Raw genomic sequence first — 26,583 nt, forward strand, 5'->3', positions numbered from 1 at the left:
TTCGCCCCCGATGGACGCCGAGCTCGCCACCGACACCCGACCCTGCGCCCACTGCGGACGCGACGTGCCGCAGCGCGTCGGCGCGGGCCGCCCGTTCCGCTACTGCCGGGACAACGACGGCGCCTGCCAGCGGGCCGCCCGCAACTCGCGGATGCGCCACCGCAACTCCCCCGGCCTGCCCGGGCAGGTGGCGCGCACCTGGGAGGCGGTGGACCGGCTCGACCAGATCGTGGAGACGCTCACCGAGGCGCTGCACGCCGAACTGTCCCCTGCGGGTGTGGAGCGGCAGCTCGCCGAGCTGCGCGCGGAGACGTCCGCGCAGGTCGCGGCGGCGCACGCCGAACGCGACGAGGCCCGCCGTGAGGCCGAGGACGCGGCCGCGGCGGCAGCCCGCGACCGGCAGCAGGCCCACGCCGCATACGCCGACCGCGACGCCGCCGCCGACCGCGCCGAACGGGCGCAGGCCGCCGCGTCCGCCGCCGCCGAGCGGGTCGCCGCGGCGGAGGACGCCCGCGACGCCGCGCGCGCCGAGGCGGGTGCCGCGCAGGCGCTGCGGGTGCAGGCCGAACGCGACCGCGACGCCGCCCGGCACGAACTGCGCACGGTACGCACCGAACGCGACGCCGAACGCCGCCGCGCGGCCGAGCTGACCGCCGAACGGGACGCCGCCCGGGCCGACGCCGAGCGGGCCACCCGCTCCGCCACCGAGGCCCTGGACCGGGCCGAACAGTCCCGCGCCGACGCGCAGGCCGCCCTGGGGCGGGCCGCCGAGGCGGAGCGCGCGGCCCGGGCCGCCGCCGAACGTGCCGACGCCGAGGCCGCCGCCGCCCGGCAGGCCCTCGCCGAGCGGGACCGCGCCGACGCGGCACGAGCCGACGCCGAGGCGGCACTGGAACGAGCCCGCGCCGAGGCTGCCGCTTCGATGGAACGGTTCCGCGCGGACGTGGCCGCCGCGGTCGAGCAGGCCGCCGCCCGTACCGCCGAGCGGGACGCGCTGGCCGCGGAGCTGGCCGACGCGCGGCGGGCCGCGAGCGCCGCGGAGGCCCGGGCGGCCGACCTGGCCGCGCGGACGGCGGTGATCGAGGCCGACCGGGACGCCGCGCAGCGCCGGGCCGGGCAGCTCGCCGACCAGGTGAGCGATCTGGCGACGGCGCTGGCGCGGCTGGGCACGCGTGCCGGCTGAGGCGGCCACGGGCTGGGAACGGGGCAGCGCCACACCCGGGCCGGCGGCGAGGATCGGGGCATGGGAAAGACATACGAGCGCATCGACGGCCGGCTGCGGGACTTCATCGAGGCGCAGCCGATGTTCTTCGTGGCCACCGCCCCGCTGTCCGGTGACGGCACCGTCAACCTGTCCCCGAAAGGCCTGCGCGGCTGCTTCGCGGTGCTCGACGAGCACACCGTGGCGTACCTGGACTTCGCCGGCAGCAACGCCGAGACCATCGCCCACCTGCGGGAGAACGGCCGGATCACACTGATGTGGTGCGCGTTCGCCGGCCCGCCGAACATCGTGCGGGTGCACGGCCGCGGCGAGCCGGTGTTCCGCGACGACCCGCGCTGGCCCGGCCTGCTGACCCACTTCCCGGACATCGACCCGGGCCCGCACGGCCTGCGGGCGATCATCGTGGTACGCGCCGAGCTGATCCGCGACACCTGCGGCTACGCGGTGCCGTTCATGACCTACGACGCCGACCGTGACCTGCACGAACGGCGGTTCGCCCGGGAGGACGACGCGTCGCTGAGCGCGTACTTCGCCGGCAAGGACCACGTCGCCACCAGCATCGACGGGCTGCCCGGCCTGCCGTTGCCGCTGCCGCCGACCCCGGCGGGCTGAGCGCGGTCAGTGGATGCCGGCCATCAGGTGCCGGATCTGGCGGGTGAACATCACCGCGGCCAGGCCCAGCACCACCGAGGCCAGCCCGAAGGTCAGGAAGTACACCGGCTGGGACCAGGTGCCGGCCAGCCGGGCCACCTGGCCGCCGATGGCGTCGCCGACGGCGGTGGCGAGGAACCACAGGCCCAGCATCTGGCTGGCGTACTTCACCGGGGCGAGTTTCGTGGTGGCGGACAGGCCGACCGGGCTCAGGGACAGCTCACCGGCGACCTGGATCGCGTACACCGCGACGAGCCACAGCGGTGAGACCAGGTCGCCGCCGACGGCGGCCTGCGCGGCGGCGGCCATCAGCACGAACGACAGGCCGTTCAGCACCAGACCGACGGCGAACTTCGTGGGCGTGGACACCCGGTGGCCGAGTTTGAGCCACAGCGCGGCGGCCAGCGGCGCGCCGATGATGATGAGGATCGGGTTCACCGACTGCAACCAGGACGCCGGGAACGTGAACCCGCCCACCGACCTGTCGGTCTGGTCGGCGGCGAAGATGTTCAGCACCGACCCGGCCTGGTCGTAGATGAGCCAGAACGAGGCGGCGAACAGGAACAGCCACACGTACGCCTTCATCCGGCTGCGTTCGGTGCCGCTGATCTCCCGGTCGGTGAGGATCCGCGCGAAGTAGCCGACCGTCACCAGCACCGTCACCACTGTGAGCAGGTTGACCACCGTGTCGACGGTGAACCAGCCGGCCACCAGCAGCACCAGCAGGACGGCGAGCACCACGACGCTCGCCACGCCGATGCGGGTCAGCGCGCGCCGCCGGTCGGCGCCCAGCAGCGGGTCCGCCGGGCGGGCGCCCGCGTCGCCGAGGTTGCGGCGGCCCAGCACGTACTGGAGCACGCCGAAGGTCATGCCGACCGCGGCGGCGCCGAACCCCAGATGCCAGTTGATCTTCTCGCCGAGGAAACCGGTGATCAGCGGCGCGATGAACGCGCCCAGGTTGATGCCCATGTAGAAGATGGAGAACCCGGCGTCGCGGCGCGGCGAGTCCCGCTCGTACAGGTCACCGACCATGGTGGAGATGTTCGGTTTGAGCAGGCCGGTGCCGAGCACGATCAGCGCCATGCCGGCGAACACGCTCCACCCGGTGGGGATCGCCATCACGTAGTGACCGGCGGCGATCACCACGCCGCCCCACAGCACGCTGCGCCGCGCGCCGATCAGCCGGTCGGCGACCCAGCCGCCGGGCAGCGCCATCAGGTAGACCATGGCGTTGTAGGTGCCGTACACCGCGTTGGCGCTGGACTCGCCGAGGTCCAGTCCGCCGTCGGCGACCGCGGCGGTCAGGTACAGCACGAGGATCGCCCGCATGCCGTAGAAGCTGAACCGCTCCCACATCTCGGTGAGGAAGAGCGTGGACAGCGCGCGGGGGTGACCGAAGAAGGTCTTCCCGGCTGGTGGTCGGTCCCCGACCGGCGCGTCACTGCTCATCGTCACCTCCGCCACGCAAACAGGTGGGTAACATCCCCGTTGACAGGCGAAACACTCCACCGATTCGGCCCGGCCGGGGACGACCCCGCCGGGCAGCTGTCATGGCCGGTTACCCTTGACACTCCCGACCCGCGTACGGTCCTGCCGCCGTGGGCCGGGGAATGGGCGAGCGGTCACCGGCCGTTACACCTGAAGACCAGCACCACGAACGAGGGGAAGTCGATCATGGGCGAGCGCATGCTGCGCGGTAGCCGGCTGGGAGCGGTCAGCTACGAGTCCGACCGCAACACGGAGCTCGCGCCGCGCCAGACCCGCGAGTACCTCTGCGCCAAGGGGCACCAGTTCGAGGTGCCGTTCGCCGTCGACGCCGAGGTCCCGACGACCTGGGAGTGCAAGTTCGACGGCAGCGTCGCCCGCCTGGTCGACGGCACCGAGCCGGAGCAGAAGAAGGCCAAGCCGCCGCGTACCCACTGGGACATGCTGCTGGAGCGGCGCTCGATCGCCGAGCTGGAGGACATCCTCGCCGAGCGGCTCCAGGAGGTCCGGACCCGCCGCGGTCGTGCCTGACCGTCCGTAACGCGCCGAAACGCCCCCGGGATCACCCGGGGGCGTTTCGCTGTCTGACGACCGTCTCAGCGGTCGACGATCTCGCCCTCGATGGCCTTGCCCGGGTCGGTGACCGGCTGAGGCGACGGCGCGGGCCCAGGCGACGGGGCCGGCGCGGGTTCCGGGGCCGGCTGCGGCGCGCCCCGGTACACACGCACCCGGCGCGGCCCGAACAGGTCACCGGCGACCATCGACGACACCCGCCGCTCGGTGGCCCGGCGCACCCCGCCGCCGGCCAGCCGGCGCAGCGGCGGCACCAGCAACAGCAGGCCCACCACGCCGCTGACCAGGCCCGGCAGCGCCAGTAGCAGCGCACCCAGCAGACCGACGAGGCCGTCTGTCACCTCGGCGCCCGGCGGCCGGCCTGCCTGCGCCGCCGCGCGGAAACCGCGCCACGCCCGCATGCCCTCGCGGCGCAGCAGCACCAGCCCCAGCAGGGACGCCCCGAACACCAGCAGCACCGCCGGGCCGAACCCGACGGCCCGGCCGACCAGCACGAAAACGGTCAGCTCCAGCAGCGCGAACAGCAGCAGGGCCGGTGGCACGTACTTCAGTCCTCGGCGCATCTCACCTCATCAGCCCGGGGTCATCACGCCCCTCAAGCATGACACGCCCTCGCTCAAGGCCAGCGGGCGAGCGCGTCCGGGCGGGCAGGAGCGGTCGCCAGGCGGTCCCGCACCCCCCAGCGGGTGACCCGCCACAACGCCTCCGCCACGATCAGCGGGCTCATCTTGCTGTCGCCGTGTTCCCGCTCGGCGAACGTGATCGGCACCTCCACGATCCGCACCCCGGCGCGGTGCGCCAGCCGCGACAGCTCCACCTGGAACGCGTACCCCTGGGACCGCACCGAGTCCAGGTCGATCGCGTCCAGCGCGCTGGACCGGTACACCCGGTAGCCGCCGGTGGCGTCGCTTACCGGCATGCCCAGCGCCAGCCGCGCGTACAGGTTGCCGACCCGGGACAGCAGCAGCCGCCGCCACGGCCAGTTCAGCACCCGCGCGCCACGCGTCCACCGGGAGCCGATCACCACGTCGGCGTCGCGGGCGGCGTGCAGCAGCGCCGGCAGGTCCTCCGGGGCGTGCGAGCCGTCGGCGTCCATCTCCACCACCGCGTCGTAGCCGCGGGAGCGCGCCCAGGCGAACCCGGCCAGGTAGGCCGCGCCGAGCCCTTCCTTGCCGGCCCGGTGCAGCACATGCACCCCCGGGTCGCCGTCGGCGATCGTGTCGGCGATCGCGCCGGTGCCGTCGGGGCTGTTGTCGTCGGCGACGAGGACGTCCACCGCCGGCGCCGCCTCGCGTACCCGGGCGACGATGCGCCCGACGTTGTCGGCCTCGTTGTAGGTGGGGATGACCACCAGGACCCGCCCCACCCCGGGATGGCCGACCTTCCTCCTGTCGGCTGCCACGCCCACCGTCGCACCGCCTCCCGCTCGTCGGCTCAGCCGGGAGCGACCTCCCGGCGGCGGCGCAGCACGGCCGCGCCGGCCAGGGCCGCGACCGCCAGCGCCGTCAGCGCCACCTCCGGCCACACCCCGGCCGTGGTCGCCGGGGTACGCCCGTCGCCGAGTTCCATCTGCCGCACCACCACCGCGGCGGTGTTGAACCCGGTCGCACCGTCTACCCGCCCGTCCGGGGAAACGAACCCGGACACCCCGACCGTGGAGGCCATCAACGCGGCCCGGCCGTGCTCCACGGCCCGCAGCCGCACCATCGCCAGCTGCTGGCGGGCCTCGGCCACGTCGAACGTGGCGTTGTTCGTCTGCACCACCAGCAGCTGCGCGCCGCCGGTGACGGTGTCCCGGACGATGCCGTCGTAGGCGACCTCGAAGCAGATCACGTCGCCGAGCACGGCCGGGCCGGTGTTCAGCACGCCGGGACGGTCACCGGGGACGAAATCGGACCGGACCCGGTCGACCTGGGAGCTGACCTTGCGGGCGATGGACCGCAGCGGCACGTACTCGGCGAACGGCACCGGATGCCGCTTCGTGTACACCTGGTCCAGGTCAGGGCCGGTGCCCGGCCGCCACAGCAGCCCCGCGTTGCGCACCTCACCCCGGCCGGGCCCGACCAGCACCGCGCCGACCAGGATCGGCGCGCCGATCGCGTCGGCGGCCTGGGAGATCCGCTCCCCCGCCCCCGGGTTGCGCAGCGGGTCGATGTCGCTGGAGTTCTCCGGCCACACCACCACGTCCGGACGGTCCTGGCCGCCCTCGGCGACCCGCCGCGCCAGCTCCAGCGTCGCGTCGACGTGGTTGTTCAGCACCGCCTGCCGCTGCGCGTTGAAGTCCAGCCCGAGGCGCGGCACGTTGCCCTGCACGATCGCCACGGTGACGGTGTCGCCCGCGCCGCGTACCCCGGTCGGCACGGCCGTACCGGCGGCGAGCAGCGCCACCAGCGCGGCGGTGAGCCCGGCGACCGGCCGCCACTGCCCGGGCGCACGCCGCCAGTCCCGCCACGCGGCGGTGACCAGCAGCCCACCGGCGACCGCGACGGCGAACGTGACCAGCGGGGCGCCGCCGAGCGCGGCGAGCTTCAGCAGCGGCGACGTGTCCTGGCTGAACGCCAGCCGGCCCCACGGGAACCCGCCGAACGGGGTGCGGTCACGCAGCGCCTCCTGCCCCACCCACAGCACACCGGTGAGCAGCGGCCACGCCGCCCGGTGCCGGTCGGCCAGCGGCGACACCCAGGCGGTGGCGGCGCCCAGCAGCGCCAGGTAGGCGGCCTGCAGCAGCGACAGCAGCGCCCACGGCAGGTAGCCGGTGTGCAGGTTCGTCCACTCCAGCAGCGGCGCGAACAGCGCCACCCCGGTCAGGAGGCCCAGTCCCGCGCCGGCGCGCAGCCGCCGCCGGTGCACCGCGGCGGCCAGCAACGCCACCCCGACCGGCGCGAGCGGCCACATCCCGTACGGCGGGAACGCCAGCAGCAGCGCCAGCCCGGCCAGCACGGCGGCCGGCACGGCGAGCGTCAGCGGCAGGGGACGTGCCCCCTCGGCGATGGTGCGCGGCTGCTCCTGCTCCAGCGTCGTCACCGGCTTCTCCCCACGATCACGGGCCGAAGGCTACCCGCCCGTACCGGCGGTGAGCCGAACCGGTGTGGGGCGTGCCACCGGCGCGGCGCTGGCAGGCGACAATCAGGCGCATGCGGTTCGGTGTGCTCGGCGCGACCCAGGCGTACGCGGCCGACGGCAGTGTCCTGCCCGTCGCCGGTGGGCGGCTGCGCGCGCTGCTGGTGCTGCTGCTGCTCGACGCCGGCCGCACCGTGGCGCCGCAGCGTCTCGTCGACGGCGTGTACGGCGACCGGCCACCCGAGCAGGCCGCGAACGCGCTGCAGTCGCAGGTGTCGCGGCTGCGCCGGCTGCTGCCCGGCGCGCCCATCGAGTTCGGTCCGGCCGGCTACCGGCTGGCGGTCGACCCGCAGCGCGTCGACGTGCACCGGTTCGCCGGGCTGGCCGCGGCCGGGCGGGCGGCGCTCGCCGCCGGTGACCCGGCCGGCGCGGCGGCGCTGCTGCGCGACGCGCTCGGGCTGTGGCGCGGCGAACCCCTCGCGGACGTGACGGACGCGCCGTTCGCCGACGCCGAGGCGGCCCGGCTGCGCCAGGCGCGGCTGGCCACGGTCGAGGACCGGGTGGAGGCGGAACTGGCGCTGGCGCCGGCCGGGGCGCCGCTGATCGCCGAGCTGCGGGACCTGGTGGCGGCGCATCCGCTGCGGGAACGGCTGCACGGGCAGCTGATGCGGGCCCTGCACGGTGCCGGCCGCCGCGCCGAGGCGCTCGCCGTCTACGCCGACGCCCGCCGGGTGCTGGCCGAGGAACTGGGCACCGACCCGTCGGCGGAACTGGCCGCGCTGCACACGGCGCTGCTGCGCGACGAGCCCGCGCCGGCCGTCCGGCTGCCCAGCCCGCTCACCAGCTTCGTCGGCCGGGAACCGGAGCTGCGGCGGGTGCACGAACTGCTCGGCGCGGCGCGGCTGGTCACCCTGCACGGCCCGGGCGGCGCCGGCAAGACCCGCCTGGCCACCGCCGTCGCGTCCGGCCACGACGGGCCGGTGTGCCTGGTGGAGCTGGCCGCCGTGGCGACCGGCGCGCCCGTCGCGCCCGCGGTGCTGGCCGCGCTGGACCTGCGCGACGCCGCCCTGCGCACCCCCGGCGGCCCCGCCGACCTGACCGGCCGGCTGGTGGCGGCGCTGGCCGACCGGCGGCTGCTGCTGGTGCTGGACAACTGCGAGCACGTGATCGACGACGCGGCCCGGCTGACCGGCCGGCTGCTCGCTGCCGCGCCGGGGCTGCGGGTGCTCGCCACCAGCCGGGAACCGCTGGGCCTCACCGGCGAGGCGTTGTGCCCGGTCGGTGGGCTGCCCGCCCCGGACGGGCCGGCCGCACCGCAGGCCGCGGCCGCGTACCCGGCGGTGCGGCTGTTCACCGACCGGGCCGCCGACGTGTCGCCCGGGTTCACCCTCGACGACGCCACCACCCCGGCGGTGCTGCGGATCTGCCGTACCCTCGACGGGCTGCCGCTGGCCCTGGAGCTGGCCGCGGCGCGTCTGCGGGCCCTGCCGGTTTCGCAGGTCGCGGCCCGGCTGGACGACCGGTTCCGGCTGCTGCGCCGCGGCGACCGCACCGCGGCACCCCGCCACCGCACGCTGGAGGCGGTCGTCGGGTGGAGCTGGGACCTGCTCGACGAGCCGGAGCGGCGGCTGGCCGCCCGGATGAGCGTGTTCGCCGGCGCCGCCGATCTGGCCGCCGTGCAGGCGGTGTGCGCGCCGGACGCCGGCGACGTCCTGGACGTGCTCACCGGCCTGGTGGACAAGTCGCTGGTGGAGGCCACCGGCGGGCGTTACCGGATGCTGGAGACGATCCGCGAGTTCGCATCCGCCCGCCTCGCCGAGCACGGCGACACCGGGCGGGTGCGCGACGCGCACGCCGCGTACTTCCTGGATCTGGCACAGGCCGGCGACGCGGCGCTGCGCGGCGGCGGCCAGGAGCGGTGGCTGCGCCGCCTCGACGCCGCCCGCGACGACCTGCACGCGGCGCTGCGGCACGCGGACACCGCGACCGGGTTGCGGCTGGTCGCGGCGCTGGCGTTCTACTGGTGGCTGCGGGGCCTGCGCGGGGAGGGCGCGGCGCTGGCCCGGCGGCTGGTCGACCGGCTCGGCGGCCCGCCCGACGACCTGGCCGAGGAGTACGCGCTGGCCCTGCTGATCGCCACGCTCGCCGGTGGCGGCGAGCGCAGCGAGGTCGACGCCGCGTCGCGGATCCTGTGGACCCTGGCCCGGCCGCCCCGGCATCCGTTCCTGCTCTACCTGTCCGGCATGGCCAGCGGCCCGCCGTCGCCGGAGGACGCGGCGGCGCTGCACGAGCAGGCCGTTCGGGACCGGCTGCTCGGCACCGACCCGTGGAGCCGGGCGCTGGGCCTGCTGGGCACCGCGATGGTCAGCCTGCTGCACGGCCGTCACGCCCAGGCCCACGCCGACCTGGACGGCGCGCTCGCCGGGTTCCGGGCCCTCGACGACCGCTGGGGCATGATCGTGACGCTGTCCACCCACGCCGAGGCCGCCTACCGCACCGGTGACGTGGCGTCGGCGGCCGCGCCGATGGCGGAGGCGCTGGAGCTGGCCGAGCAGCTCGGCTCCACCCTGGACCTGGCGGAACTGCTGCGGACCCGCGCCGACGGGCGGCTCGCCGCCGGTGACCTGACCGGCGCGGCCGAGGACTTCCGGCGGGTGCGGCGCATCGCCGGGCCGGCCGGCGCGCCGGAGCTGGTCGCCGCCGCGTACCTGGGGCTCGGCGAGATCGCCCGCCGTGACGGCGACCCGCAGCGGGCGCGGACGCTGTGCGAGCGGGCGGTCGCGCAATGCCCGTCGGGCTGGTTCGGCGCCGACGTGGTGCGGCTCGCGGCGCTGGTGACGCTCGGGCAGCTCGCCGACGCCACCGGCGACCCGGCTGCGGCCCGCGCCCACTACCGGCAGGTCCTCACCGCCGGCGTCGGGGTGTGGGACGTGCCGGTGGTGGCCGCCGCCGCGGACGGGCTGGCCGGGCCGCTGCTGCGCGACGGCCACCCCGAGTCGGCGGCGCGGCTGCTGGGCGCGGCGGCGGCGCTGCTCGCAGGCACCGGCGCGGCAGACGCCCCGGCCGGCACACCCACCGCCGCCGAGCTGCGGGAACACCTGGGTGAGGCGGCGTTCGCCACCGCGTACGCCCGGGGCGCGGACCTGCCCCGGCAGCGGGCGCTGGCGCTGGTCGACGGGCGCTGACCGGCGCGGCGCCGCCCGGTGCGCGCGCGGTACGCGCCCGGTCAGCGCCGCCGGTGACGCTGACTCCCATGACCGACGACGCGACGGCCGTGCTGGCCGACGGGATACGAAAAACGTACGGACGCACCACCGCCCTGGACGGCTTCGACCTGGCCGTGCCGGCCGGCACCGTGTACGGGGTGCTCGGCCCGAACGGGGCAGGGAAGACCACAGCGGTGCGTATCCTCACCACGCTGCTGCGTTTCGACGCCGGCCGGGCCAGAGTGGCCGGGTACGACGTCGCCTCCGACCCGGACCGGGTCCGCGCCGCGATCAGCCTCACCGGACAGTACGCGGCGGTCGACGAGGTGCTCAGCGGACGGCAGAACCTGGTGCTGTTCGGGCGGCTGCGGCGGCTGTCCGCGCGCCGGGCCCGCAGCCGCGCCGACGAGCTGCTGGACCGGTTCGGCCTGACCGAGGCGGCGGACCGGTCGGCGGGCGGCTACTCCGGTGGGATGCGCCGCCGCCTGGACCTCGCCGCCAGCCTGGTGGTGCCACCGCGGGTGCTGTTCCTCGACGAGCCGACCACCGGCCTGGACCCGCGCAGCCGCAACGGCCTGTGGACGGCGGTGCGGGAACTGGTCGACGACGGCACCACGGTGCTGCTGACCACCCAATATCTGCAGGAGGCCGACCACCTCGCCGACCGGGTGTGCGTCATCGACACCGGCCGGGTCGTGGCCGAGGGCACCCCGGAGCGGTTGAAGGCACGCATCGGCGCCGACCGGCTGGAACTGGTGGTCCGCGACGTGGCGGACCTGCCCGCCGCGGCGGCGGTGGTGGAACGCGCCACCGGCGCGGCCGCGACAGTGGACGTCGAGCTGCGGCGTGTGGACGCGCCGGTGGCCGACCGGATCGCCGTGCTCACCGCCGTGCTGCGGGCCCTCGACGACGCCGGGATCGCCGTGGACGACGTGCTGGTCCGCCGTCCCACACTGGACGAGGCGTTCCTGCGGCTCACCGGCGGCCACGCCGACGCGCAGCGGGTGGGGGTGGCGTCGTGAGGGCGCTGACCGACGGGTGGCTGATGGCCGGGCGGAACATGCGGCACGTGGTCCGCGCCCCCGAGGAGATCATCCTCTACTTCAGCCTGCCGATCATGTTCGTGCTGGTGTTCGGCTACGTGTTCGGCAGCGGCATGTCCGTGCCGGGCGACGGCAGCTACCGGGAGTTCCTGCTGCCGGGCGTGTTCGTCATGACGATGCTGTACGGCCTCGGCGCGACCGCGTCGGCGATCGCGGTGGACGCCGGCCGGGGTGTGGTGGACCGGTTCCGGTCCCTGCCGATGGCCCGTTCGGCGCTGCTGTCCGGCCGCGCCGGCGCCGACCTGGTACGGGCCTGCCTGGAGATGACCACGCTGGTGGTGTGCGGGTTGCTGGTGGGCTGGCAGTGGCGCGAGGGCGTCGGCCCGGCACTGGCCGCGGTGGCGCTGATCCTGCTGCTGCGCGTCGCGATGACCTGGGTGGGCATCCTGTTCGGGCTGCTCGTGCCGAACCCGGACACGGTCGCGGTGGTGGTGTTCCCGCTGGCGTTCCCGCTGACCGCGCTGTCCAACGTGTTCGTGGCACCGGAGCTGATGCCGGACTGGCTGGGCGCGATCGCCGCCTGGAATCCGCTGTCGGCGACCGTGGCGGCGGCCCGGGACCTGTTCGGCAACCCGGGCCTGAGCGGCGACTCGTGGCCGGCCCGGCACGCGCTGGAACTGGCGATCGCCTGGCCGCTGGCGCTGATCGCGGTGGCCGCGCCGGCGGCGGTGCGCCGCTACCGGCGGCTCGGCCGCTGACAAGGGCCGGGGTATCGGGGGGATGAAATCGGGGCGCGGCCGAAGCCGCGCCCCGATGCTCCCAGGCCCTTCCCGGCCGGTGGGGCGAAGACGATCGGCGCCGACCTTCGGACCGACCCGACGTGGACTGGCTGCCCCCGCCTGGCCGTTGTCTACTGGCCGTGCCTCTCACCCTGCCCGTACACCGGTAACCGCGACCGGTTCGCGCCGCCCCGCCGACCCCCGCCCGCTGGACCTGGCCGCCGCAACCTTCCGGTCGCTCGGCCAGCGGACGAAGGGACGAAGCGAACAACAGCCGCTTCCCGTGGTAGGACTCAAAGACGGTACGGCGTAGACCCCCGCCGCTGTCAACCCACCCGGGCCTGTCGTGTGTTGCGACACGGCGTGTCGCGTCGGCGCGTCTCGATTCCTGAGGCTGCTTCAGGCGCCGAGGTGGTGCCGCAGCATCGCCGCCGCCGCACCCGGATGATCGTCGGCGAGCAGCCCGGCGGCGGCCAGCACGTAGTCCACGTCGACGACCGGGCGGGCCGCCCGCGGCAACGCCCACCCGCCGGCGTGGTCGGTGAGCACCGCGTCGAGCACCGCCGCCGCGTCACCCGGGTCGGCGTGCCGCAGCACCCCGCCGGAACCGACGAGCAGCTTCACCTCCCGCAGGTCCCGCCCGGCCCGCTCCCCCGTCGCCGCACCACGCGCGTGCCGCCGCAACGCCACAGTCGCCGCCAGCGCCGCGATGCGCCGGTCCACGGCCCGCTCACCGTCACCGGCGGGCAGGAACCCCGGGTCGGCCGCCCGTACCGCCGCCGCAGCCGTCAGCTGCGCCTCCTCGGCCGCGTCCAGCAGCCGCTCCTCGGCCGCGGCGCGCACCACACCCGGCGCGCTCCACCGCATGCCCAGGTCCCCCTCGACGGTGCGGGCCCGCCACAGCGTCCCGGCGACCTCCTGACTGGGGCCACTGTCCCGCTCGTCGGGCGTGAGCACCGAGTACACGTCGGTGGTGGCCCCACCCACGTCCACCACCGCGAGGTCACCGCCGAGCGTGCCGGCGAGGACCTCCACGCCGGTGAGCACCGCGTCGGGCGTGGCGGCGCGGACCAGCCGCGCGAACCGCGTACCCCGGGACAGCTTCTTGCCGCCGATGACGTGCCGCAGGAACACCTCCCGGATCGCCGCCCGCGCCGACGCCGGCTCCAGCACCCCGATGCGGGGCAGCACGTTGTCCGCCACCGTCACCGGCACCCCCGCACCCGCCAGCAGCGCGTGCAGGTCGGCACGCACGTCGGCGTTGCCGGCGAGGACCACCGGCACCCGGAACCGGGCCTTCGCCAGCCGCGTCGCGTTGTGCGTCACCGTCTCGGCGTCCCCGCCGTCGGTGCCGCCCACGAGCAGCACCACGTCCGGGCGGGCCGCCCGCAACGCCGCCACGTCCGCCCCGGACAGCCGACCCGCCGCCACGTGCACCACGTTCGCGCCCGCCGACAGACCGACCCGTCGGCCCGCCTGGGCGGTCACCAGGGGCTCGTAACCCACCACCGCGAGGCGCAGCCCACCCCCGGCCGACGAACACACGTACCAGGGCACCTCAGCGACCCCCGCCGACGCGGTGGCCGCGCCGACCGCGGCGTCCAGGCCGTGCAGCACATCAGTGCCCACCGTGGTGGGCGCCGACGCCGCCGCGACCAGCCGGCCGCCGTCGAGGTCCACCACCGCGGCCTTCGTGTACGTCGACCCGACGTCCGCGCAGACGACGACGCGCGACACCGGCGCACTCACGCTGGGCCGTCCTTCGTTCGCGACTGCGGGGCTCGCAACACCGGCTCGCTCCTCGCGCTCACGCCGGGCTCGCCTTCGTTCGCGACTGCGGGGCTCGCAACACCGGCTCGCTCCTCGCGCTCACGGTGATGGCGGCACGACCACCGTGCCGGTCGCGGTGACCGCCACGATCGGCTCGTCGAGCACCTCGGCGGCCGACTCGCCCTTGTCCGGGCGGCCCCGGCACACCACAGTCGCGGCGAAGTCGACGGTGCGGCTGCGGGTGCCCACCCGGGTCACCGTCGCCGTCACCTCCAGCACGTCACCGGCCTTCATCGGCGCCCGGAACTGCACGTCCGAGTACGAGGCGAACAACCCCTCGTCGCCGTCGGTGCGGATGCACACCTCGGTCGCCACGTCCCCGAACAACCCCAGCGCGTACGCCCCGTCGACCAGGTTGCCCGCGTAGTGGGCGTGGGAGTACGGCACGTACCGGCGGTGGGTGACTGTCAGACCGACACGGGGATCGCTCATCAGGTGTTCGCCTTCCTGGAGGTGATCAAAGCGTGGACGAGGTAACTGGCGACCTCACCCGGGGTGGTGCCACGGCCGAAGATCCGGTCCACGCCCAGCTCGCCGGTCATCGTCTCGTCGAACCGGGGCCCGCCGACGATCAGCAGCGGCCGGCGCCCGGCCGGCATCGCCTCCCGGAACGCCGCCGACATCTCCCGCGTGTTGTGCAGGTGCGCGTCGCGCTGCGTCACCACCTGCGACACCAGCACCGCGTCGGCGCGTTCCCGCCGGGCCGCCTCGACCAGCTCCGGCACGCTCACCTGCGCGCCCAGGTTCGTGACCTTCAGCTCCCGGTAGTACTCCAGGCCCTTCTCGCCGGCGATGCCCTTGACGTTGAGGATCGCGTCGATGCCGACGGTGTGCGCGTCGGTGCCGATGCAGGCGCCCACCACCGACAGTTTGCGGCGCAGCCGCCGCTTCACCACCGCGTTGACCTCCTTGGCCGACAGCAGCGGATAGTCACGCTCCACCACCTTCACCTTCGACAGGTCCACCAGGTGGTTCACCCGCCCGTACACCACGAAGAACGTGAACCCGTCACCGATCGGCTTGGCGTGCACCAGCATCGCCGGGTCCATGCCCATCTTGTTGGCGAGCTGCACCGCCGCGCCCTCGGCCCGCTTGTCGTGCGGCACCGGCAACGTGAACGACACCTGCACCATGCCGTCACCGGTGGTGTCCCCGTACGGCCGCACGACCGTCTTCTCGCTCACAGGGTCTGCTCCAGGATCTCCGTGGCCGGGTTGTAGTAGTCCGCCTCGTGCCGCGCCACCCCGGAAAGGCCCTTCCCGCGGTCCGCCGGCCGCTTCATGATCCCGAACGTGCCCTCGGCGATCGCCGTCAGCAACGACTGGTCCCCGATGCGCTCCAGCAGATCCACCGCCTCACCGAGCACCCGGTGCGCCCGCTCCTGGATGAACCCGCCCGGCGCCGGCACGAAGTCCTCGTGCAACCCGCCCGCCGCGCCCAGCACGTACCGCACGTTCTGCAGGGCGATGTCCCGGTCCGACAACCACGGCGTCACCACCGCCTCGGTCATCATCCCCACCAGCAGGATCCCCTGCCCGGTCATCGTGCCCACCAGGTTGAAGAACCCGTCCAGCAGGTTGCCCCGGAACACGTCACCGGTCATGTGCTTCGTCGGCGGCATCCACTTCAACGGCGCATCCGGGAACAACTCCCGCGCCAGCAACGCGTGCGCCAGCTCCAACCGGAACGACTCCGGCACATCCGGGTTGATCTCGAACGCGTGCCCCAGCCCCAGCTGCCAGTCCGCCAGCCCCGCCTCGTGCGCGAAGAACTCGTTCAGCAGCTGCGACACCGTCACCGTGTGCGCCTCGTCCACCGCGTCAGCGGTGGTCAGGTAGTTGTCCTCACCGGTGTTGATGATGATCCCCGCCCGCGCGTGCACCTGCCGCGAGAACCGCTGGTCCACGAACGTACGGATCGGGTTGATGTCGCGGAACAGGATCCCGTACATCGAGTCGTTGAGCATCATGTCCAGACGCTCCAACCCGGCCAGTGTCGCCATCTCCGGCATGCACAGACCCGACGCGTAGTTCGTCAGCCGTACGTACCGGCCCAGCTCCCGCGACGTCTCGTCCAGCGCCGCCCGCATCAACCGGAAGTTCTCCTGCGTCGCGTACGTGCCCGCGAAACCCTCCCGGGTCGCCCCCTCCGGCACGTAGTCCAGCAGCGACTGCCCCGTCGACCGGATCACCGCGATCACGTCCGCGCCGGCCCGCGCCGCCGCCTGCGCCTGCGGGATGTCCTCGTAGATGTCACCCGTCGCCACGATCAGGTAGATCCACGGCCGCCGCTCCGGATCACCGAACCGCTTCACCAGGCGGTCCCGCTCCGCGCGCCGCCGGTCGATGCTGCGCACCCCCGCCGCGACCGCCTTGCGCGACGCCCGCCGCGCCGCCGTCGCCGCCTTCCCCGACGGCTGCGCGAACCGCACCGACCCGGCCGCCGCCTTCTGCGCCAGCAACGTCACATCGGTGATGCCCTCACGCGCCAGCGCGTCGAACACCGGCGCCGCCACCCCGTGCCCCAGACCCACGTCCGCGACCACCGCGTCCACGAGCCGGTTCACCCACGGAATACCGTCCGGGTCCGCGCCGGTCACCCCGGCCAGCCGCAGCACCGCCCGCTCCACCGACACCGTGGTGTGACTACGCGCCAGATCCACCACCGGCTGCCCGGCCCGGCGCGCCAACTCCCGCGCCCGCGCCACCAGCGCCGGATCCAGCCCAAGCTTCCCTGTCACGAAGACCCTTCCTGATAGATCACGTCACCGCGCAACACAGTGGCCCGGCACACCGGCAGCGGCGTCGGATCGTCCGCGCCCCGCAACTCCGGATCCTCGGCCAGCACCACCGGCAGCCCCCGCTCCACGCCCGCCGGGGTGTCCCACACCGCGAACGTCGCCGGCGCCCCCAACGCCAGCACACCCTCGTTGTCCAGGTGCACCGCCCGCCACCCGCCGCGCGTGTGCGCCGCGAACGCCGCCCGCACACTCATCCGCTGCGCCGGGTTGTGATGCGCCGCCGCCGCCCGCACCGACCCCCACGGATCCAGCGGCGTCACCGGCGAATCCGACCCAAACGCCAACGCCACCCCGACGCCGTGCATCGCACCCATCGGATTCGACTCCAGCGACCGCGCCAACCCCAGCCGCGACTCGTACATCCGGCCCGCGCCGCCCCACAACCTGTCGAACGCCGGCTGCATCGACGCCACGATCCCGTACTCCACGAACCCGGCGATCAACGCCTTGCTCATGATCTCCGCGTGCTCCACCCGGTGCCGGGCCGCCCGCAACCGGTCCACACCCAGCGACCGCGCCGCCAGCCCGAAACCCGCAAGCACCGTCCCGATCGCCGCGTCCCCGATCGCGTGGAACCCGCCCTGCAACCCGTGCGCCGCACAATCAAGCAGATGATCACGGACCTGCTCCGCCGACACGTACCCGTGCCCGCACGCCCCCGCCTCACCGTCCAGGTACGCCGCCGACACGTGCGCCGTCCGCGACCCCAGCGCCCCGTCGGCGAACAGGTCACCACCCGCGCCCACCGCACCCAGCTCCCGGGCTTTCGCCGCACCCAGCAACTCACCCCAGTACCCGTACACCTCCGGCACCCCGGCCCCCGAGATCGCCAGCAGCCCGGTGAAGTCCTCCTCGTCGGAGATGTCCGGACCACCGCACTCGTGCACCGCCGCGACACCCAGCGACGCCGCATGCTCCAGCGCCCGCCGCTGCGCCGCCACCCGCTGCGCCCGCGACACCGACGCGAACGCCGCCGCCCGCACCACGTGATGCGCGTCGCGCCGCAGCCACCCCGACGCCTCGAACCCGGCCGCCGACACCACCTCCGGGCACGCCGCCAGCAGCGCCGCCGACACCAGCGCCGAATGGATCGACGCCTGCGACAGATACACCCGCCGCCCACCGGCCGCCCGGTCCAGCGCCGCCGCATCAGGCAACGCCGGATCCGCCCAGCCCGACTCGTCCCAGCCGTGCCCCAGCACCACCGCGTCACCCGGCAGACCCGCCGCGAACGCCGACACCGCCTCCAGCAGCCCATCCGCCGACCGCACCGCCGACAGATCAAGCCCCGACAACGCCAATCCGGTATCGGTCGCGTGCACGTGCGCGTCGACGAACGCCGGCGTCACCAGCGCACCGCCCAGCTCCACCACCCGGTCCGCCCGCGGCGCGTCCGCGTCCGTACCCAACCAGGCGATCCGCCCGTCCCGCACCAGCAGCGCCGTCGCGCTCGGGTCCGCCGGACAGTGCAGCACTCCACCGCGATACAGCGTCGAGGGGTTCGTCATGGTCTCAGTCTGCCGTCAGACGAGCCTCGAACAGGCCGCGCACCCCCGGCTCGGCACGCAACAGATCCAACGCCAGCGCCGCGTGCCCCGGCACGTACCCGTTGCCCACCAGCATCGTCACGTCCGCCGCCAGGCCCTCCGCACCAAGCGCCGCCGCCGCGAAGCTCGTCGCCATCGAGAAGAAGATCACCGTACCGCCGTCCGCCGTGGCCAGCACCGCGCCGTGCTCACACCCCGGCACGTCCACGCACACCACTGTCACGTCCGCCGGCACACCCAGCGCCGTCGTCACCGCCGTCGACAGCCCCACCGGATCCCGCGCGTCGGCCAGCGCCACCACGTCGGCCAGCCCGGCCGCCGTCAGCGCGTCCCGCTCCGACGCCACCGGAACCACCCCGACGGTACGGGCGGCGCCCGCCCGCCGCGCCGCCGCCAGCGACAGCGACCCGCTCTTGCCGGCCCCGCCGATCACCGCCACCGACACCGGACGCCGATCACCCTCCCGCGAGCGCCGTGCCACCTGCTCGGCCACCACCCGCGCCGTCAACGCCGGCGCCCCGCACACGTCCAGCACCGCCAGGGACAGCTCGGGGTGCAGGTCCGGCGGCAGCACCGCCGCGATCGACCGGGCGAACAGGATCGCGTACCCGTCGCACGGCACCTGCTCGCTGCGCCCGTCCCAGCGGGCCAGCCCGTCGGTGATCGTCAGCGGCGTCAGCGTCAGCGACACGAGCGTCGCCACCCGGTCACCCGCCTTCAGCCCCAGCGGCGAGCGGCGGCCCGCCTCCTCGACGGTGCCGATCAGCATGCCGCCGGAACCGGTCACCGGGTTCTGCATCTTCCCCCGGGCCGACACGATCTCCAGCACCTCGGCGCGGACCTTCTCCCCGTCGCCGCCGTGCTTCTCCGCCAGCTGCCGGAAACTCGCCGCGTCCAGGTTCAGCCGCTCGACCCGGATCCGGACCTCGTTCGCCGCGATCCGCGGGTCCGGGTCCAGCCGCCAGGCCGCCTGCGGGAGCACCCCCGCCGGTTCCACGACTCGGTGCAGACCCACCGGTGACGTCACGCCGACCCCCTATGTCCAGCCGCCCGAACCCCCGGCCAGGAGTCGCGTCGCGGGAAAACTTCCGGCAGACTAATTTCTTCACCGCAGATTTTCCAGTAGCCTACGCATCCGTTGATCAAACCGCACACTGACGAGGAGGGGCCGTGACCCAGACCCAACCGGTGGAGACCATCCCGACGCCCCGCCCCGCGCCGGTCGCCGTTCCGACCGCCGGACAGCCCTACGAATACCGCCGCGCGCCCCTCGTCGAACCCGACTGGACCCGCTTCCCCGGCTGGCGCCACATCACCCGCGAACAGTGGGAGAGCGCCCAGTGGCAACGGGTCAACTGCGTCAAGAACATCAAGCAGCTGCGCGCTGTCCTCGGCGACACCGTCGACGAGACCTTCTACGCCGACCTGGAGGCCGACCAGAAGGCGCTGGCCACCATGTCCATGCTGGTGCCGCCGCAGATGCTCAACACCATGGTGCCGCATCAGCCGATGAGCACCGAGGCGCTGCTGGCCGACCCGATCCGCCGCTACATGATCCCGGTCGCCTCCGACCGGCGCACCGACTGGCCGTCGCACCCGTACGCCAGCCGCGACAGCCTCCACGAGCACGACATGTGGGTCGCCGAGGGTCTCACCCACCGCTACCCCACCAAGGTCCTCGCCGAACTGCTCTCCACCTGCCCGCAGTACTGCGGCCACTGCACCCGCATGGACCTCGTCGGCAACTCCACCCCCGCCGTCGACAAGCTCAAGCTCACCCTCAAGCCGGTCGACCGCTACGACGCCCACATCACCTACCTCAAGGCCCACCCCGGCGTACGCGACGTTGTCGTCTCCGGCGGCGACGTCGCCAACGTGCCGTGGCGCAACCTCGAGTCGTACCTGATGCGCCTGCTGGAGATCGAGACGATCCGCGACATCCGGCTCGCCACCAAGGCGCTCATGGGCCTGCCCCAGCACTGGCTCCAGCCCGACGTGGTCGAGGGCCTCGAACGGGTCGCCCGCACCGCCGCCCGCCGCGGCGTCAACCTGGCCATCCACACCCACGTCAACCACGCCCAGTCGCTGACCCCGCTGGTCGCCAAGGCCGCCCAGACCGCGCTCGACGTCGGCGTCCGAGACGTGCGCAACCAGGGCGTACTCATGCGCGGCGTCAACGCCACCAGCGCCGACCTGCTCGACCTCTGCTTCGCGCTGCAGGGCGAGGCGGGCATCCTGCCGTACTACTTCTACATGTGCGACATGATCCCCAACGCCGAGCACTGGCGCGTCCCGGTCTGGCACGCCCAGCAGCTCCAGCACGACATCATGGGCTACCTGCCCGGTTACGCCACCCCGCGGATCGTCTGCGACGTGCCGTTCGTCGGCAAGCGCTGGGTGCACATGCTCACCGACTACGACCGTGAGCGCGGCATCTCGTACTGGACGAAGAACTACCGCACCTCGATCGAGTCGGCCGACCTGGAGGCGCTGAACAAGCGCTACGCCTACTACGACCCGATCGACACGCTGCCCGAGGCCGGCCAGGCCTGGTGGCTCGCCCACCGCGACGACTGACCCCGGACAACCGACGGCGGGCCACCTCATCGCTGAGGTGGCCCGCCGTTCGCGTACTCACTTGTTGAAGGCGTCCTTGACGTCGCGGCCCGCCTGCTTGGCGTGCTCCCCGGCCTGCCGGGCCCGCGCCGTGCTCTGCTCGGAGGCGCCCTCGGACCGCAACCGCTCGTTGTCGGTCACGTCGCCGATCCGCTCCTTGGCCATGCCGCTCATCTCCTGGGCCTTGTTCTTCGCCTTGTCGGTGAAGCTCATGTCGCCCTCCCTCGTCCGGCTGCGCCTTGCCCTTGTCGCGTCCCCGGTGCGTGTCGTGTCAAACGCTGTTGACCGGCGCGCATCGCGTAGGGCGTCCTAGGATAATAGGTTGAAGGTGTGTGCCTACCGGTTCAGGTCGCGGACGCGGTCCGTGACGGCGGCCAGGAACGCGGTGAGGGCGGGCGCCGGTGGCGTGCCCCGGGTGACAGCCACCAGGCGGCGCCGGAGAGCGGTCTCGGCGATGCCCCGCACCGCCAGCGCCGGGTCGTCCCCGGGCAGGGCCAGCGCCGGCATCAGGGCGACCGCCGCCCCGGCCCGGACCAGCTCCAGCTGCACGTCCGCGTCGCTGGACCGGTGCCGCAGGTCCGGTTCGTAGCCGCCGAGACGGCGGCACGTCCCGACCACCATGGCGTGGTGCCCGGTGCCCTCGGCGGAGGCCGTCCACACCTCGGACCGCAGGTCGGCGACCGCGACGTGTCCCCCGGTCCCGGCGAGGGGATGCGCGGCGGGAAGCACGAGCCGCAAGGGCTCCTCGAGCAGGAGCGTGAAACGGAGCCCCGGCGGGCGGGGGCGGGGCTGACTGTCGTACTCGTCGCCGATGACCAGGTCGACGGCGCCCAGCCGCAGGCCCGGCAGGGACTGTTCGAGTTCCAGCTCGAAGATCTCCACCCGCACCCGCGGGTGCTCGGCTCTCATCCGGGCCACGGCCGGCACGAGCAGGCGGCGCGCCGCCGATTGCAGGCCGCCCGCCCGGACGCTCCCCCGGACGTCACCGTCGAGCGCGGCCAGGTCGGCCTCCGCCGCCTCCGCCGCCGACAGCAGCACCCGGGCGTGCCGGGCGAGCACGTGCCCGGCCTCGGTGAGCCGTACGCCGCGGCCCGCCCGGCCCAGCAGCCGGACACCCGCCTCCTTCTCCAGCAGGGCCAGCTGCTGCGACACAGTCGACGGGCTGTAGCCCAGAGCCGCGGCGACAGCGGCCATCGTGCCGCGCTCCTCGAACTCCCGCAGGAAACGCAACCGCCGCAGGTCCAGCTCGATCATGCGGGAATCCTAATGATTCACCTGCGGAATTCATCGCTGGACCCGAGCAGTCGGCACCGGTGATCCTTGGCGCGTGGGTGCCGCGCTGTGTCTCCTGTCCGCCGCCTGTTTCGGCGCGATGGCCGTCTTCGGCAAGCTCGCGTACGACGCGGGTGTCTCCCCGACGGCTCTGCTGCTGGTGCGTTTCGGCCTGGCCGCCGTACTGCTCGGGCTCGTCCTGCTCACCCGGCCGGCCCGGCGCCGCGCGGCGCCGGGCGACGACAGCGGTGTGCGGCCGGCGACGAGGCGCGGGCGGGTGGTGGCCGCCTCGGGTGGAACGCTGCTGGTCCTGCTCGGCGCCGGTGGCGCGGGCTTCCATCCGCTCGGGGCGCTGCTGGCCTTCGCCGCCGCCGTCACCTACACGGTCTACATCCTGGTCTCCGACACCGTCGTGCACCGGCTGGCACCCGTGGCGCTGTCGGCGCTGGTGATGACGGGTGCCGCCGGCACCCTCGGCGCTCGCGCCCTGGTCACCGGCGGCGCCGACCTGAGCTTCGGGTGGCGGGGATGGTTCTGGCTGGCCGCCATCGCCGTGATCTCCACGGTCGTGGCGATGCTGGCGTTCTTCGCCGGGCTGAAGCGGACCGGTCCGTCGACCGCGGCCATCCTGTCCACCTTCGAACCGGTGGTCACCGCCGCGCTGGCCACGCTCACCCTCGGCGAGGCCCTGACCCCCGCGCAGCTCGCCGGCGGCGCACTGGTGCTGGCCTCCGTCGCGGTCCTGCAACTGCGCCCCGGCGGCGCACGCGCCCGGGAACGGGCGTCCGGCCGGCCGGTCCCGGCACGCGACGGCCTGACCGAACCCACGCCGGCGGCCCGCTAGCGCCCGCTTCCCCGGTTAACCGTCGGCGGCGGGCCGGGCCCGCCCCGGCGTGGTTGACTGGGCCGGTGAACGAGATCCTGCTGATCCGGCACGGCGAGACCAGCTGGAGCGCCGCCCACCGGCACACCTCGTACACCGATCTGGACCTGACCCCCGACGGCGAACGGCAGGCCGGCGCGCTGGCCCCGCTGCTCGCCGGCCGGCGCTTCGCCCGGGTGCTGTCCAGCCCCCGGCAGCGGGCCACCCGCACCGCCGCCCTGGCCGGGCTCACCGTCGACGCGATCGAGCCGGACCTGGCCGAGTGGAACTACGGCGAGTACGAGGGCCGCACCACCGCGGACATCCAGGCCGACCGGCCCGGCTGGTCGATCTGGGCCGACGGCGGCCCCGGCGGCGAGTCACCGGAGCAGGTGGGCGCCCGCCTGGACCGCGTGCTGGACCGGATCGCGCCGCTGCTGGAACAGGGCGATGTCGCGCTCGTCGGGCACGGGCACAGCCTGCGCGTGCTCGGGGCGCGCTGGATCGGGCTGCCGCCCTCGGCCGGGGCGCTGCTGCGGCTGGACACCGCCACGCTCAGCGTGCTCGGGCACGAGCACGGCCGGCGGGTGCTCAGGCGGTGGAACCTGCCGGCTCCGCCGACGGGCGGGGACGACCCCGGCCGGTCAGCTCGCCACTGATCTTCGGCGGCCGGTTCTCATACGGCGTGGACAGCACCACTGTCGTGCGCGTGGTGACGTTCGCGGCGGTACGGATCTCCTGCAGCACCCGCTCCAGGTCGGCCGGGCCGGCCACCCGCACCAGCAGGAGATAGAAGTCCTCCCCCGCCACCGAGTAGCACGAGTCGATCTCGGGCAGGTGCGCCAGCCGCTCCGGCGCGTCGTCCGGCTGGGACGGGTCGAACGGCCGGATCGCCACGAACGCGGTCAGCGGCAGGTCCAGTGCCTCGAACGACACCCGCGCGGCGTACCCCTTGATCACCCCGCGTTGCTCCAGCCGGCGGACCCGCTGGTGCACGGCCGACACCGACAGGCCCACCCGCTCGGCCAGATCCGTGTACGACAGCCGACCGTCCCCGGTCAGCGCGGCGACGATGGCACGGTCGATCTCCTCCACGCGCTGCACAGTAGCCGGAAAAGCGCTCCCACGCCGTACCCGGCCCGCCGTGGTGACGCTCAGCGCGCCGTCCGGTCGCGCACCGCGTCCGCGGCGTAGTTCAGCACCTCCGCGATGTCCTCCTCGTCCAGGAACGGCAGGTCGGTGAGGATGTCCGTGACGGACATGCCCTCGGCCATCATGGCCAGCAGGGTGGCCACGGGGATGCGCGACTGCCGTACGCAGGGCGCACCCCCCATGACGTCGGGGTCCACGGTGATCCGGGGGAAGGTCACCGCGACAGGCTAGCCCTTCGCCAGCGCACGCGAGATGACCAGACGCTGGATCTGGTTGGTGCCCTCGACGATCTGGAGCACCTTGGCCTCCCGCATGTACCGCTCGACCGGGTGGTCGGCGACGTACCCGGCGCCGCCGAGCACCTGCACCGCGTCGGTGGTCACCCGCATCGCCACGTCAGTGGCGAACAGCTTCGCCTTGGCCGCCTCGATCGAGTACGGGCGGCCGGCGTCGCGCAGCCGCGCGGCGGCGAGCGTGAGCGCCCGCGCGGCGGAGATCTGGGTGGCGGCGTCGGCCAGGTTGAACCCGAGCCCCTGGAAGTCGATGATCGCGCGGCCGAACTGGCGGCGCTCCCGGGCGTAGCCGACCGCGTAGTCCAGCGCGCCCTGGGCCAGGCCCACCGCGCACGCGGCGATGCCCAGGCGGCCGGAGTCCAGCGCGGACATCGCGATGGTGAACCCGGCGCCCTCGCCGCCGATCAGCCGCTCCGCCGGCACCCGGGCGTCGTCGAAGGCGATCTGCGCGATCGGCGAGGCGTGCAGGCCCATGGTGCGTTCGGCGGCCTGCGGGTGGATGCCCGCCGTCGACCGGTCGGCCAGCAGGCAGGAGATGCCCTTCGGGCCGGGACCGCCGGTGCGGCAGAAGATGTTGTAGAAGTCGGCCACCCGGGCGTGCGTGATCCACGCCTTGGTGCCGGTCACCACGTACGCGTCGCCGTCGCGCACCGCCCGCGTGGTCAGGGCCGCCGCGTCCGAGCCACCCTGCGGCTCGGAGAGGCAGTACGCACCGAGCAGTTCCCCGCCGATCATGTCCGGCAGCAGTTTGCGCTGCTCGTCCGTGCCGAACTGGGCCAGCGGGTAGCAGGACAGCGTGTGCACGCTGACCGCCTCGGCCACTGCCAGCCACCGGCTGGCGAGGATCTCCAGCACCTGGAGGTACACCTCGTACGGCTGCGCCGCGCCACCGTGCTCCTCCGCGTACGGCAGGCCGAGCAGGCCGGCCCGGCCCAGGGTGCGCAGCACCTCCCGGGGGAACTCGGCGCGGGCCTCGAAACCGGCGGCGGCCGGAGCCAGCTCCCGGTCGGCGAGTTCGGTGGCGAGGTCCAGCAGGTCGTGGGCCTCGTCGGTGGGCAGGATCCGGTCGACGTTCATAGCGCGATGAGCTCCGTGGGGGTGGTGTTGAGCCGTTGCCCGCCGTCCGTCGTGCAGACGACGATGTCCTCGATCCGGGCTCCGTGCCGCCCGGCGAGGTAGATCCCGGGTTCGACCGAGAAAGCCATGCCGGCCTGAAGCGGCCGGGGGTTACCGGTCACCACGTACGGCTCCTCGTGGCCGTCGAGGCCGATGCCGTGACCGGTGCGGTGCAGGAAGGCGTCGCCGAAACCGGCGGCGGCGATGACGTCGCGGGCGACCGCGTCGAGGGCCTCGGCGGTCACACCCGGCGCGACGGCGGCCACGGCGGCGCGCTGCGCCTCCCACAGCACCGCGTAGTAGTCCACGAACTCGGCCGGGGCGGGACCGCCGGCGACGTACGTGCGGGTGCAGTCGGAGCGGTAGCCCGACGGCATCGTGCCGCCGATGTCGACCACCACCGGCTCACCGGCGCCGATCGGGCGGTCCGAGATGCCGTGGTGCGGACTCGCGCCGTTCGGCCCGGCCGCGACGATGACGAAGTCGACGGCGGCGTGCCCGGCCGCCCGGATCGCGGCGGCGAGGTCGGCGGCGACCTCGCGCTCGGTGCGGCCGGGGCGCAGCCACTCCCCCATCCGCAGGTGCACCGCATCGATCGCGGCGCCCGCCTCGGCCAGCGCCGTCACCTCGGCCGGCGACTTGCGGATCCGCATCTCCCGCAGCACGTCGGAGGCGAGCCGCTGGGCCGCGCCGGGCAGCGCGTCGCGCAGCGCGAGGACCTGCTGCGCCCACATCCGGTCGGCCAGCCCGACGGCGCGGACCGGGCCGGGCAGCGCCGCGCGCACCAGCGGCCACGGGTCGGTGCCGTCGGCGTGGTCGACGATCCGGTACCCGGTGCCGGGCGCGGCCTCGGCGTCCGGCCGCTCCAGCACCGGCACGATCAGCGTCGGCTCGCCCTCGGCGGGCAGCACCAGGCAGGTCAGCCGCTCCCCCTCGCGGGCGTCGTAGCCGGTCAGGTAGCGCAGGTCGGAACCCGGGGTGAGCAGCAGCGCGTCCAGGCCCGCCGCGGCGGTGGCGCGCTGGGCCGCGACGAGACGCCCGGCGGGGTACAGTTCCTCGATTCCCACACCCCGAAG

General features: G+C 74.4%; 25 protein-coding genes. 9 read left to right on the forward strand and 16 right to left on the reverse strand.

Going from position 1 to position 26,583, the window contains the following annotated elements; genetic code table 11:
• Positions 1-10 precede the first annotated feature (10 nt).
• A complete protein-coding gene (locus SM452_RS08460) occupies positions 11-1,183 on the forward strand; it encodes a hypothetical protein (RefSeq protein WP_463839653.1) in 1,173 nt (390 codons plus the stop codon).
• A 60-nt stretch (positions 1,184-1,243) separates the two neighbouring features.
• Positions 1,244-1,834 carry a pyridoxamine 5'-phosphate oxidase family protein gene (locus SM452_RS08465; protein WP_262016203.1) on the forward strand — a complete coding sequence of 197 codons (591 nt, stop codon included), beginning with the start codon at positions 1,244-1,246 and terminating at the stop codon, positions 1,832-1,834.
• Positions 1,835-1,840: 6 nt separating this feature from the next.
• Here the strand turns inward: SM452_RS08465 and SM452_RS08470 are convergent, their stop codons facing one another.
• Complete coding sequence (locus SM452_RS08470; protein ID WP_357210593.1) at positions 1,841-3,322, reverse strand: peptide MFS transporter; 1,482 nt, start codon at positions 3,320-3,322, stop codon at positions 1,841-1,843.
• 225 nt (positions 3,323-3,547) lie between these two features.
• Between SM452_RS08470 and SM452_RS08475 the strand changes: the two genes are divergently transcribed.
• Positions 3,548-3,889: an RNA polymerase-binding protein RbpA gene (locus tag SM452_RS08475; protein ID WP_007070998.1), complete on the forward strand. Its 342-nt coding sequence runs from the start codon at positions 3,548-3,550 to the stop codon at positions 3,887-3,889.
• A 65-nt stretch (positions 3,890-3,954) separates the two neighbouring features.
• Here the strand turns inward: SM452_RS08475 and SM452_RS08480 are convergent, their stop codons facing one another.
• The 3 genes from SM452_RS08480 to lnt are packed head-to-tail and all read right to left on the reverse strand — an operon-like array spanning position 3,955 to position 6,955.
• Positions 3,955-4,494, reverse strand: a complete 540-nt coding sequence (locus tag SM452_RS08480; protein WP_355512177.1) for an FxsA family protein — start codon at positions 4,492-4,494, stop codon at positions 3,955-3,957.
• A 53-nt stretch (positions 4,495-4,547) separates the two neighbouring features.
• The gene (locus SM452_RS08485) at positions 4,548-5,339 is read right to left on the reverse strand and encodes a polyprenol monophosphomannose synthase (protein WP_262016200.1); all 792 of its coding nucleotides are present in this window, start codon (positions 5,337-5,339) and stop codon (positions 4,548-4,550) included.
• A 26-nt stretch (positions 5,340-5,365) separates the two neighbouring features.
• Positions 5,366-6,955 carry an apolipoprotein N-acyltransferase gene (gene lnt, locus SM452_RS08490; protein ID WP_463839654.1) on the reverse strand — a complete coding sequence of 530 codons (1,590 nt, stop codon included), beginning with the start codon at positions 6,953-6,955 and terminating at the stop codon, positions 5,366-5,368.
• A gap of 110 nt (positions 6,956-7,065) precedes the next feature.
• Here lnt and SM452_RS08495 point away from each other — a divergent pair, with 110 nt between their 5' ends.
• From SM452_RS08495 to SM452_RS08505, 3 genes are all read left to right on the forward strand, one after another.
• The gene (locus SM452_RS08495) at positions 7,066-10,176 is read left to right on the forward strand and encodes an ATP-binding protein (protein WP_463839655.1); all 3,111 of its coding nucleotides are present in this window, start codon (positions 7,066-7,068) and stop codon (positions 10,174-10,176) included.
• 68 nt (positions 10,177-10,244) lie between these two features.
• Positions 10,245-11,219 carry an ATP-binding cassette domain-containing protein gene (locus SM452_RS08500; RefSeq protein ID WP_355512183.1) on the forward strand — a complete coding sequence of 325 codons (975 nt, stop codon included), beginning with the start codon at positions 10,245-10,247 and terminating at the stop codon, positions 11,217-11,219.
• Positions 11,216-11,998 carry an ABC transporter permease gene (locus SM452_RS08505; protein ID WP_262016196.1) on the forward strand — a complete coding sequence of 261 codons (783 nt, stop codon included), beginning with the start codon at positions 11,216-11,218 and terminating at the stop codon, positions 11,996-11,998. The genes SM452_RS08500 and SM452_RS08505 overlap by 4 nt, the downstream gene beginning before the upstream one ends.
• 420 nt (positions 11,999-12,418) lie before the next feature.
• On the opposite strand, the gene SM452_RS08510 is transcribed toward SM452_RS08505, so the two are convergent.
• The 6 genes from SM452_RS08510 to kdd form a co-directional block, all read right to left on the reverse strand.
• Positions 12,419-13,768, reverse strand: a complete 1,350-nt coding sequence (locus tag SM452_RS08510; RefSeq protein ID WP_262016195.1) for a glutamate mutase L — start codon at positions 13,766-13,768, stop codon at positions 12,419-12,421.
• A gap of 120 nt (positions 13,769-13,888) precedes the next feature.
• Positions 13,889-14,281: a 3-aminobutyryl-CoA ammonia lyase gene (gene kal, locus SM452_RS08515; RefSeq protein ID WP_463839656.1), complete on the reverse strand. Its 393-nt coding sequence runs from the start codon at positions 14,279-14,281 to the stop codon at positions 13,889-13,891.
• Positions 14,281-15,033: a lysine 5,6-aminomutase subunit beta gene (gene kamE, locus SM452_RS08520; RefSeq protein ID WP_463839657.1), complete on the reverse strand. Its 753-nt coding sequence runs from the start codon at positions 15,031-15,033 to the stop codon at positions 14,281-14,283. Before kamE ends, kal begins: the two co-directional genes overlap by 1 nt.
• Entirely contained in the window at positions 15,030-16,589 is a 1,560-nt protein-coding gene (gene kamD / locus SM452_RS08525; RefSeq protein ID WP_402806097.1) for a lysine 5,6-aminomutase subunit alpha, read from the reverse strand. The genes kamE and kamD overlap by 4 nt, the downstream gene beginning before the upstream one ends.
• Positions 16,586-18,157 (reverse strand): amidohydrolase, encoded by a 1,572-nt coding sequence (locus tag SM452_RS08530; RefSeq protein WP_262016192.1) that lies wholly within the window; start codon positions 18,155-18,157, stop codon positions 16,586-16,588. The genes kamD and SM452_RS08530 overlap by 4 nt, the downstream gene beginning before the upstream one ends.
• Positions 18,158-18,161: 4 nt before the next feature.
• Positions 18,162-19,223, reverse strand: a complete 1,062-nt coding sequence (kdd, locus tag SM452_RS08535; protein WP_355512194.1) for an L-erythro-3,5-diaminohexanoate dehydrogenase — start codon at positions 19,221-19,223, stop codon at positions 18,162-18,164.
• 143 nt (positions 19,224-19,366) lie between these two features.
• Between kdd and SM452_RS08540 the strand changes: the two genes are divergently transcribed.
• Positions 19,367-20,773, forward strand: a complete 1,407-nt coding sequence (locus SM452_RS08540) for a KamA family radical SAM protein (RefSeq protein ID WP_262016190.1) — start codon at positions 19,367-19,369, stop codon at positions 20,771-20,773.
• A 57-nt stretch (positions 20,774-20,830) separates the two neighbouring features.
• Here SM452_RS08540 and SM452_RS08545 read toward each other — a convergent pair whose 3' ends face one another.
• Positions 20,831-21,025 carry a CsbD family protein gene (locus tag SM452_RS08545; RefSeq protein WP_463839658.1) on the reverse strand — a complete coding sequence of 65 codons (195 nt, stop codon included), beginning with the start codon at positions 21,023-21,025 and terminating at the stop codon, positions 20,831-20,833.
• Between the two features lie 123 nt (positions 21,026-21,148).
• Positions 21,149-22,066, reverse strand: coding sequence for a LysR substrate-binding domain-containing protein (locus SM452_RS08550; RefSeq protein ID WP_463839659.1), 918 nt, complete (start codon positions 22,064-22,066; stop codon positions 21,149-21,151).
• A gap of 73 nt (positions 22,067-22,139) precedes the next feature.
• On the opposite strand from SM452_RS08550, the gene SM452_RS08555 reads away from it, so the two are divergent.
• Together SM452_RS08555 and SM452_RS08560 are read left to right on the forward strand one after the other, a co-directional pair.
• Positions 22,140-22,928, forward strand: a complete 789-nt coding sequence (locus SM452_RS08555) for an EamA family transporter (protein WP_463839660.1) — start codon at positions 22,140-22,142, stop codon at positions 22,926-22,928.
• A gap of 65 nt (positions 22,929-22,993) precedes the next feature.
• The gene (locus SM452_RS08560) at positions 22,994-23,605 is read left to right on the forward strand and encodes a histidine phosphatase family protein (protein ID WP_355512200.1); all 612 of its coding nucleotides are present in this window, start codon (positions 22,994-22,996) and stop codon (positions 23,603-23,605) included.
• Here the strand turns inward: SM452_RS08560 and SM452_RS08565 are convergent.
• Genes SM452_RS08565 through SM452_RS08580 form a run of 4 tightly spaced genes read right to left on the reverse strand, consistent with a single transcriptional unit; the run spans position 23,538 to position 26,574 of the window.
• On the reverse strand, positions 23,538-24,041 hold the full coding sequence (locus tag SM452_RS08565; RefSeq protein ID WP_128138189.1) for an Lrp/AsnC family transcriptional regulator: 504 nt from the start codon (positions 24,039-24,041) through the stop codon (positions 23,538-23,540). The genes SM452_RS08560 and SM452_RS08565 overlap by 68 nt on opposite strands.
• A gap of 59 nt (positions 24,042-24,100) precedes the next feature.
• The gene (locus SM452_RS08570) at positions 24,101-24,316 is read right to left on the reverse strand and encodes a DUF433 domain-containing protein (RefSeq protein ID WP_262015218.1); all 216 of its coding nucleotides are present in this window, start codon (positions 24,314-24,316) and stop codon (positions 24,101-24,103) included.
• Between the two features lie 9 nt (positions 24,317-24,325).
• Complete coding sequence (locus SM452_RS08575) at positions 24,326-25,468, reverse strand: acyl-CoA dehydrogenase family protein (protein WP_013286268.1); 1,143 nt, start codon at positions 25,466-25,468, stop codon at positions 24,326-24,328.
• Positions 25,465-26,574 carry a M24 family metallopeptidase gene (locus SM452_RS08580; protein ID WP_463839661.1) on the reverse strand — a complete coding sequence of 370 codons (1,110 nt, stop codon included), beginning with the start codon at positions 26,572-26,574 and terminating at the stop codon, positions 25,465-25,467. Before SM452_RS08580 ends, SM452_RS08575 begins: the two co-directional genes overlap by 4 nt.
• Between the last annotated feature and the right edge of the window lie 9 nt (positions 26,575-26,583).

The sequence above is a fragment of the Micromonospora sp. SYSU B005 genome (genome assembly GCF_055362685.1).

Coding starts and splice junctions, on each gene's coding strand:
- SM452_RS08460 (WP_463839653.1), top strand. CDS start 11: ATGGACGCCGAGCTCGCCACCGACACCCGACCCTGCGCCCACTGCGGA.
- SM452_RS08465 (WP_262016203.1), top strand. CDS start 1,244: ATGGGAAAGACATACGAGCGCATCGACGGCCGGCTGCGGGACTTCATC.
- SM452_RS08470 (WP_357210593.1), bottom strand. CDS start 3,322: ATGAGCAGTGACGCGCCGGTCGGGGACCGACCACCAGCCGGGAAGACC.
- SM452_RS08475 (WP_007070998.1), top strand. CDS start 3,548: ATGGGCGAGCGCATGCTGCGCGGTAGCCGGCTGGGAGCGGTCAGCTAC.
- SM452_RS08480 (WP_355512177.1), bottom strand. CDS start 4,494: ATGCGCCGAGGACTGAAGTACGTGCCACCGGCCCTGCTGCTGTTCGCG.
- SM452_RS08495 (WP_463839655.1), top strand. CDS start 7,066: ATGCGGTTCGGTGTGCTCGGCGCGACCCAGGCGTACGCGGCCGACGGC.
- SM452_RS08500 (WP_355512183.1), top strand. CDS start 10,245: ATGACCGACGACGCGACGGCCGTGCTGGCCGACGGGATACGAAAAACG.
- kal (WP_463839656.1), bottom strand. CDS start 14,281: ATGAGCGATCCCCGTGTCGGTCTGACAGTCACCCACCGCCGGTACGTG.
- SM452_RS08530 (WP_262016192.1), bottom strand. CDS start 18,157: ATGACGAACCCCTCGACGCTGTATCGCGGTGGAGTGCTGCACTGTCCG.
- SM452_RS08545 (WP_463839658.1), bottom strand. CDS start 21,025: ATGAGCTTCACCGACAAGGCGAAGAACAAGGCCCAGGAGATGAGCGGC.
- SM452_RS08550 (WP_463839659.1), bottom strand. CDS start 22,066: ATGATCGAGCTGGACCTGCGGCGGTTGCGTTTCCTGCGGGAGTTCGAG.
- SM452_RS08575 (WP_013286268.1), bottom strand. CDS start 25,468: ATGAACGTCGACCGGATCCTGCCCACCGACGAGGCCCACGACCTGCTG.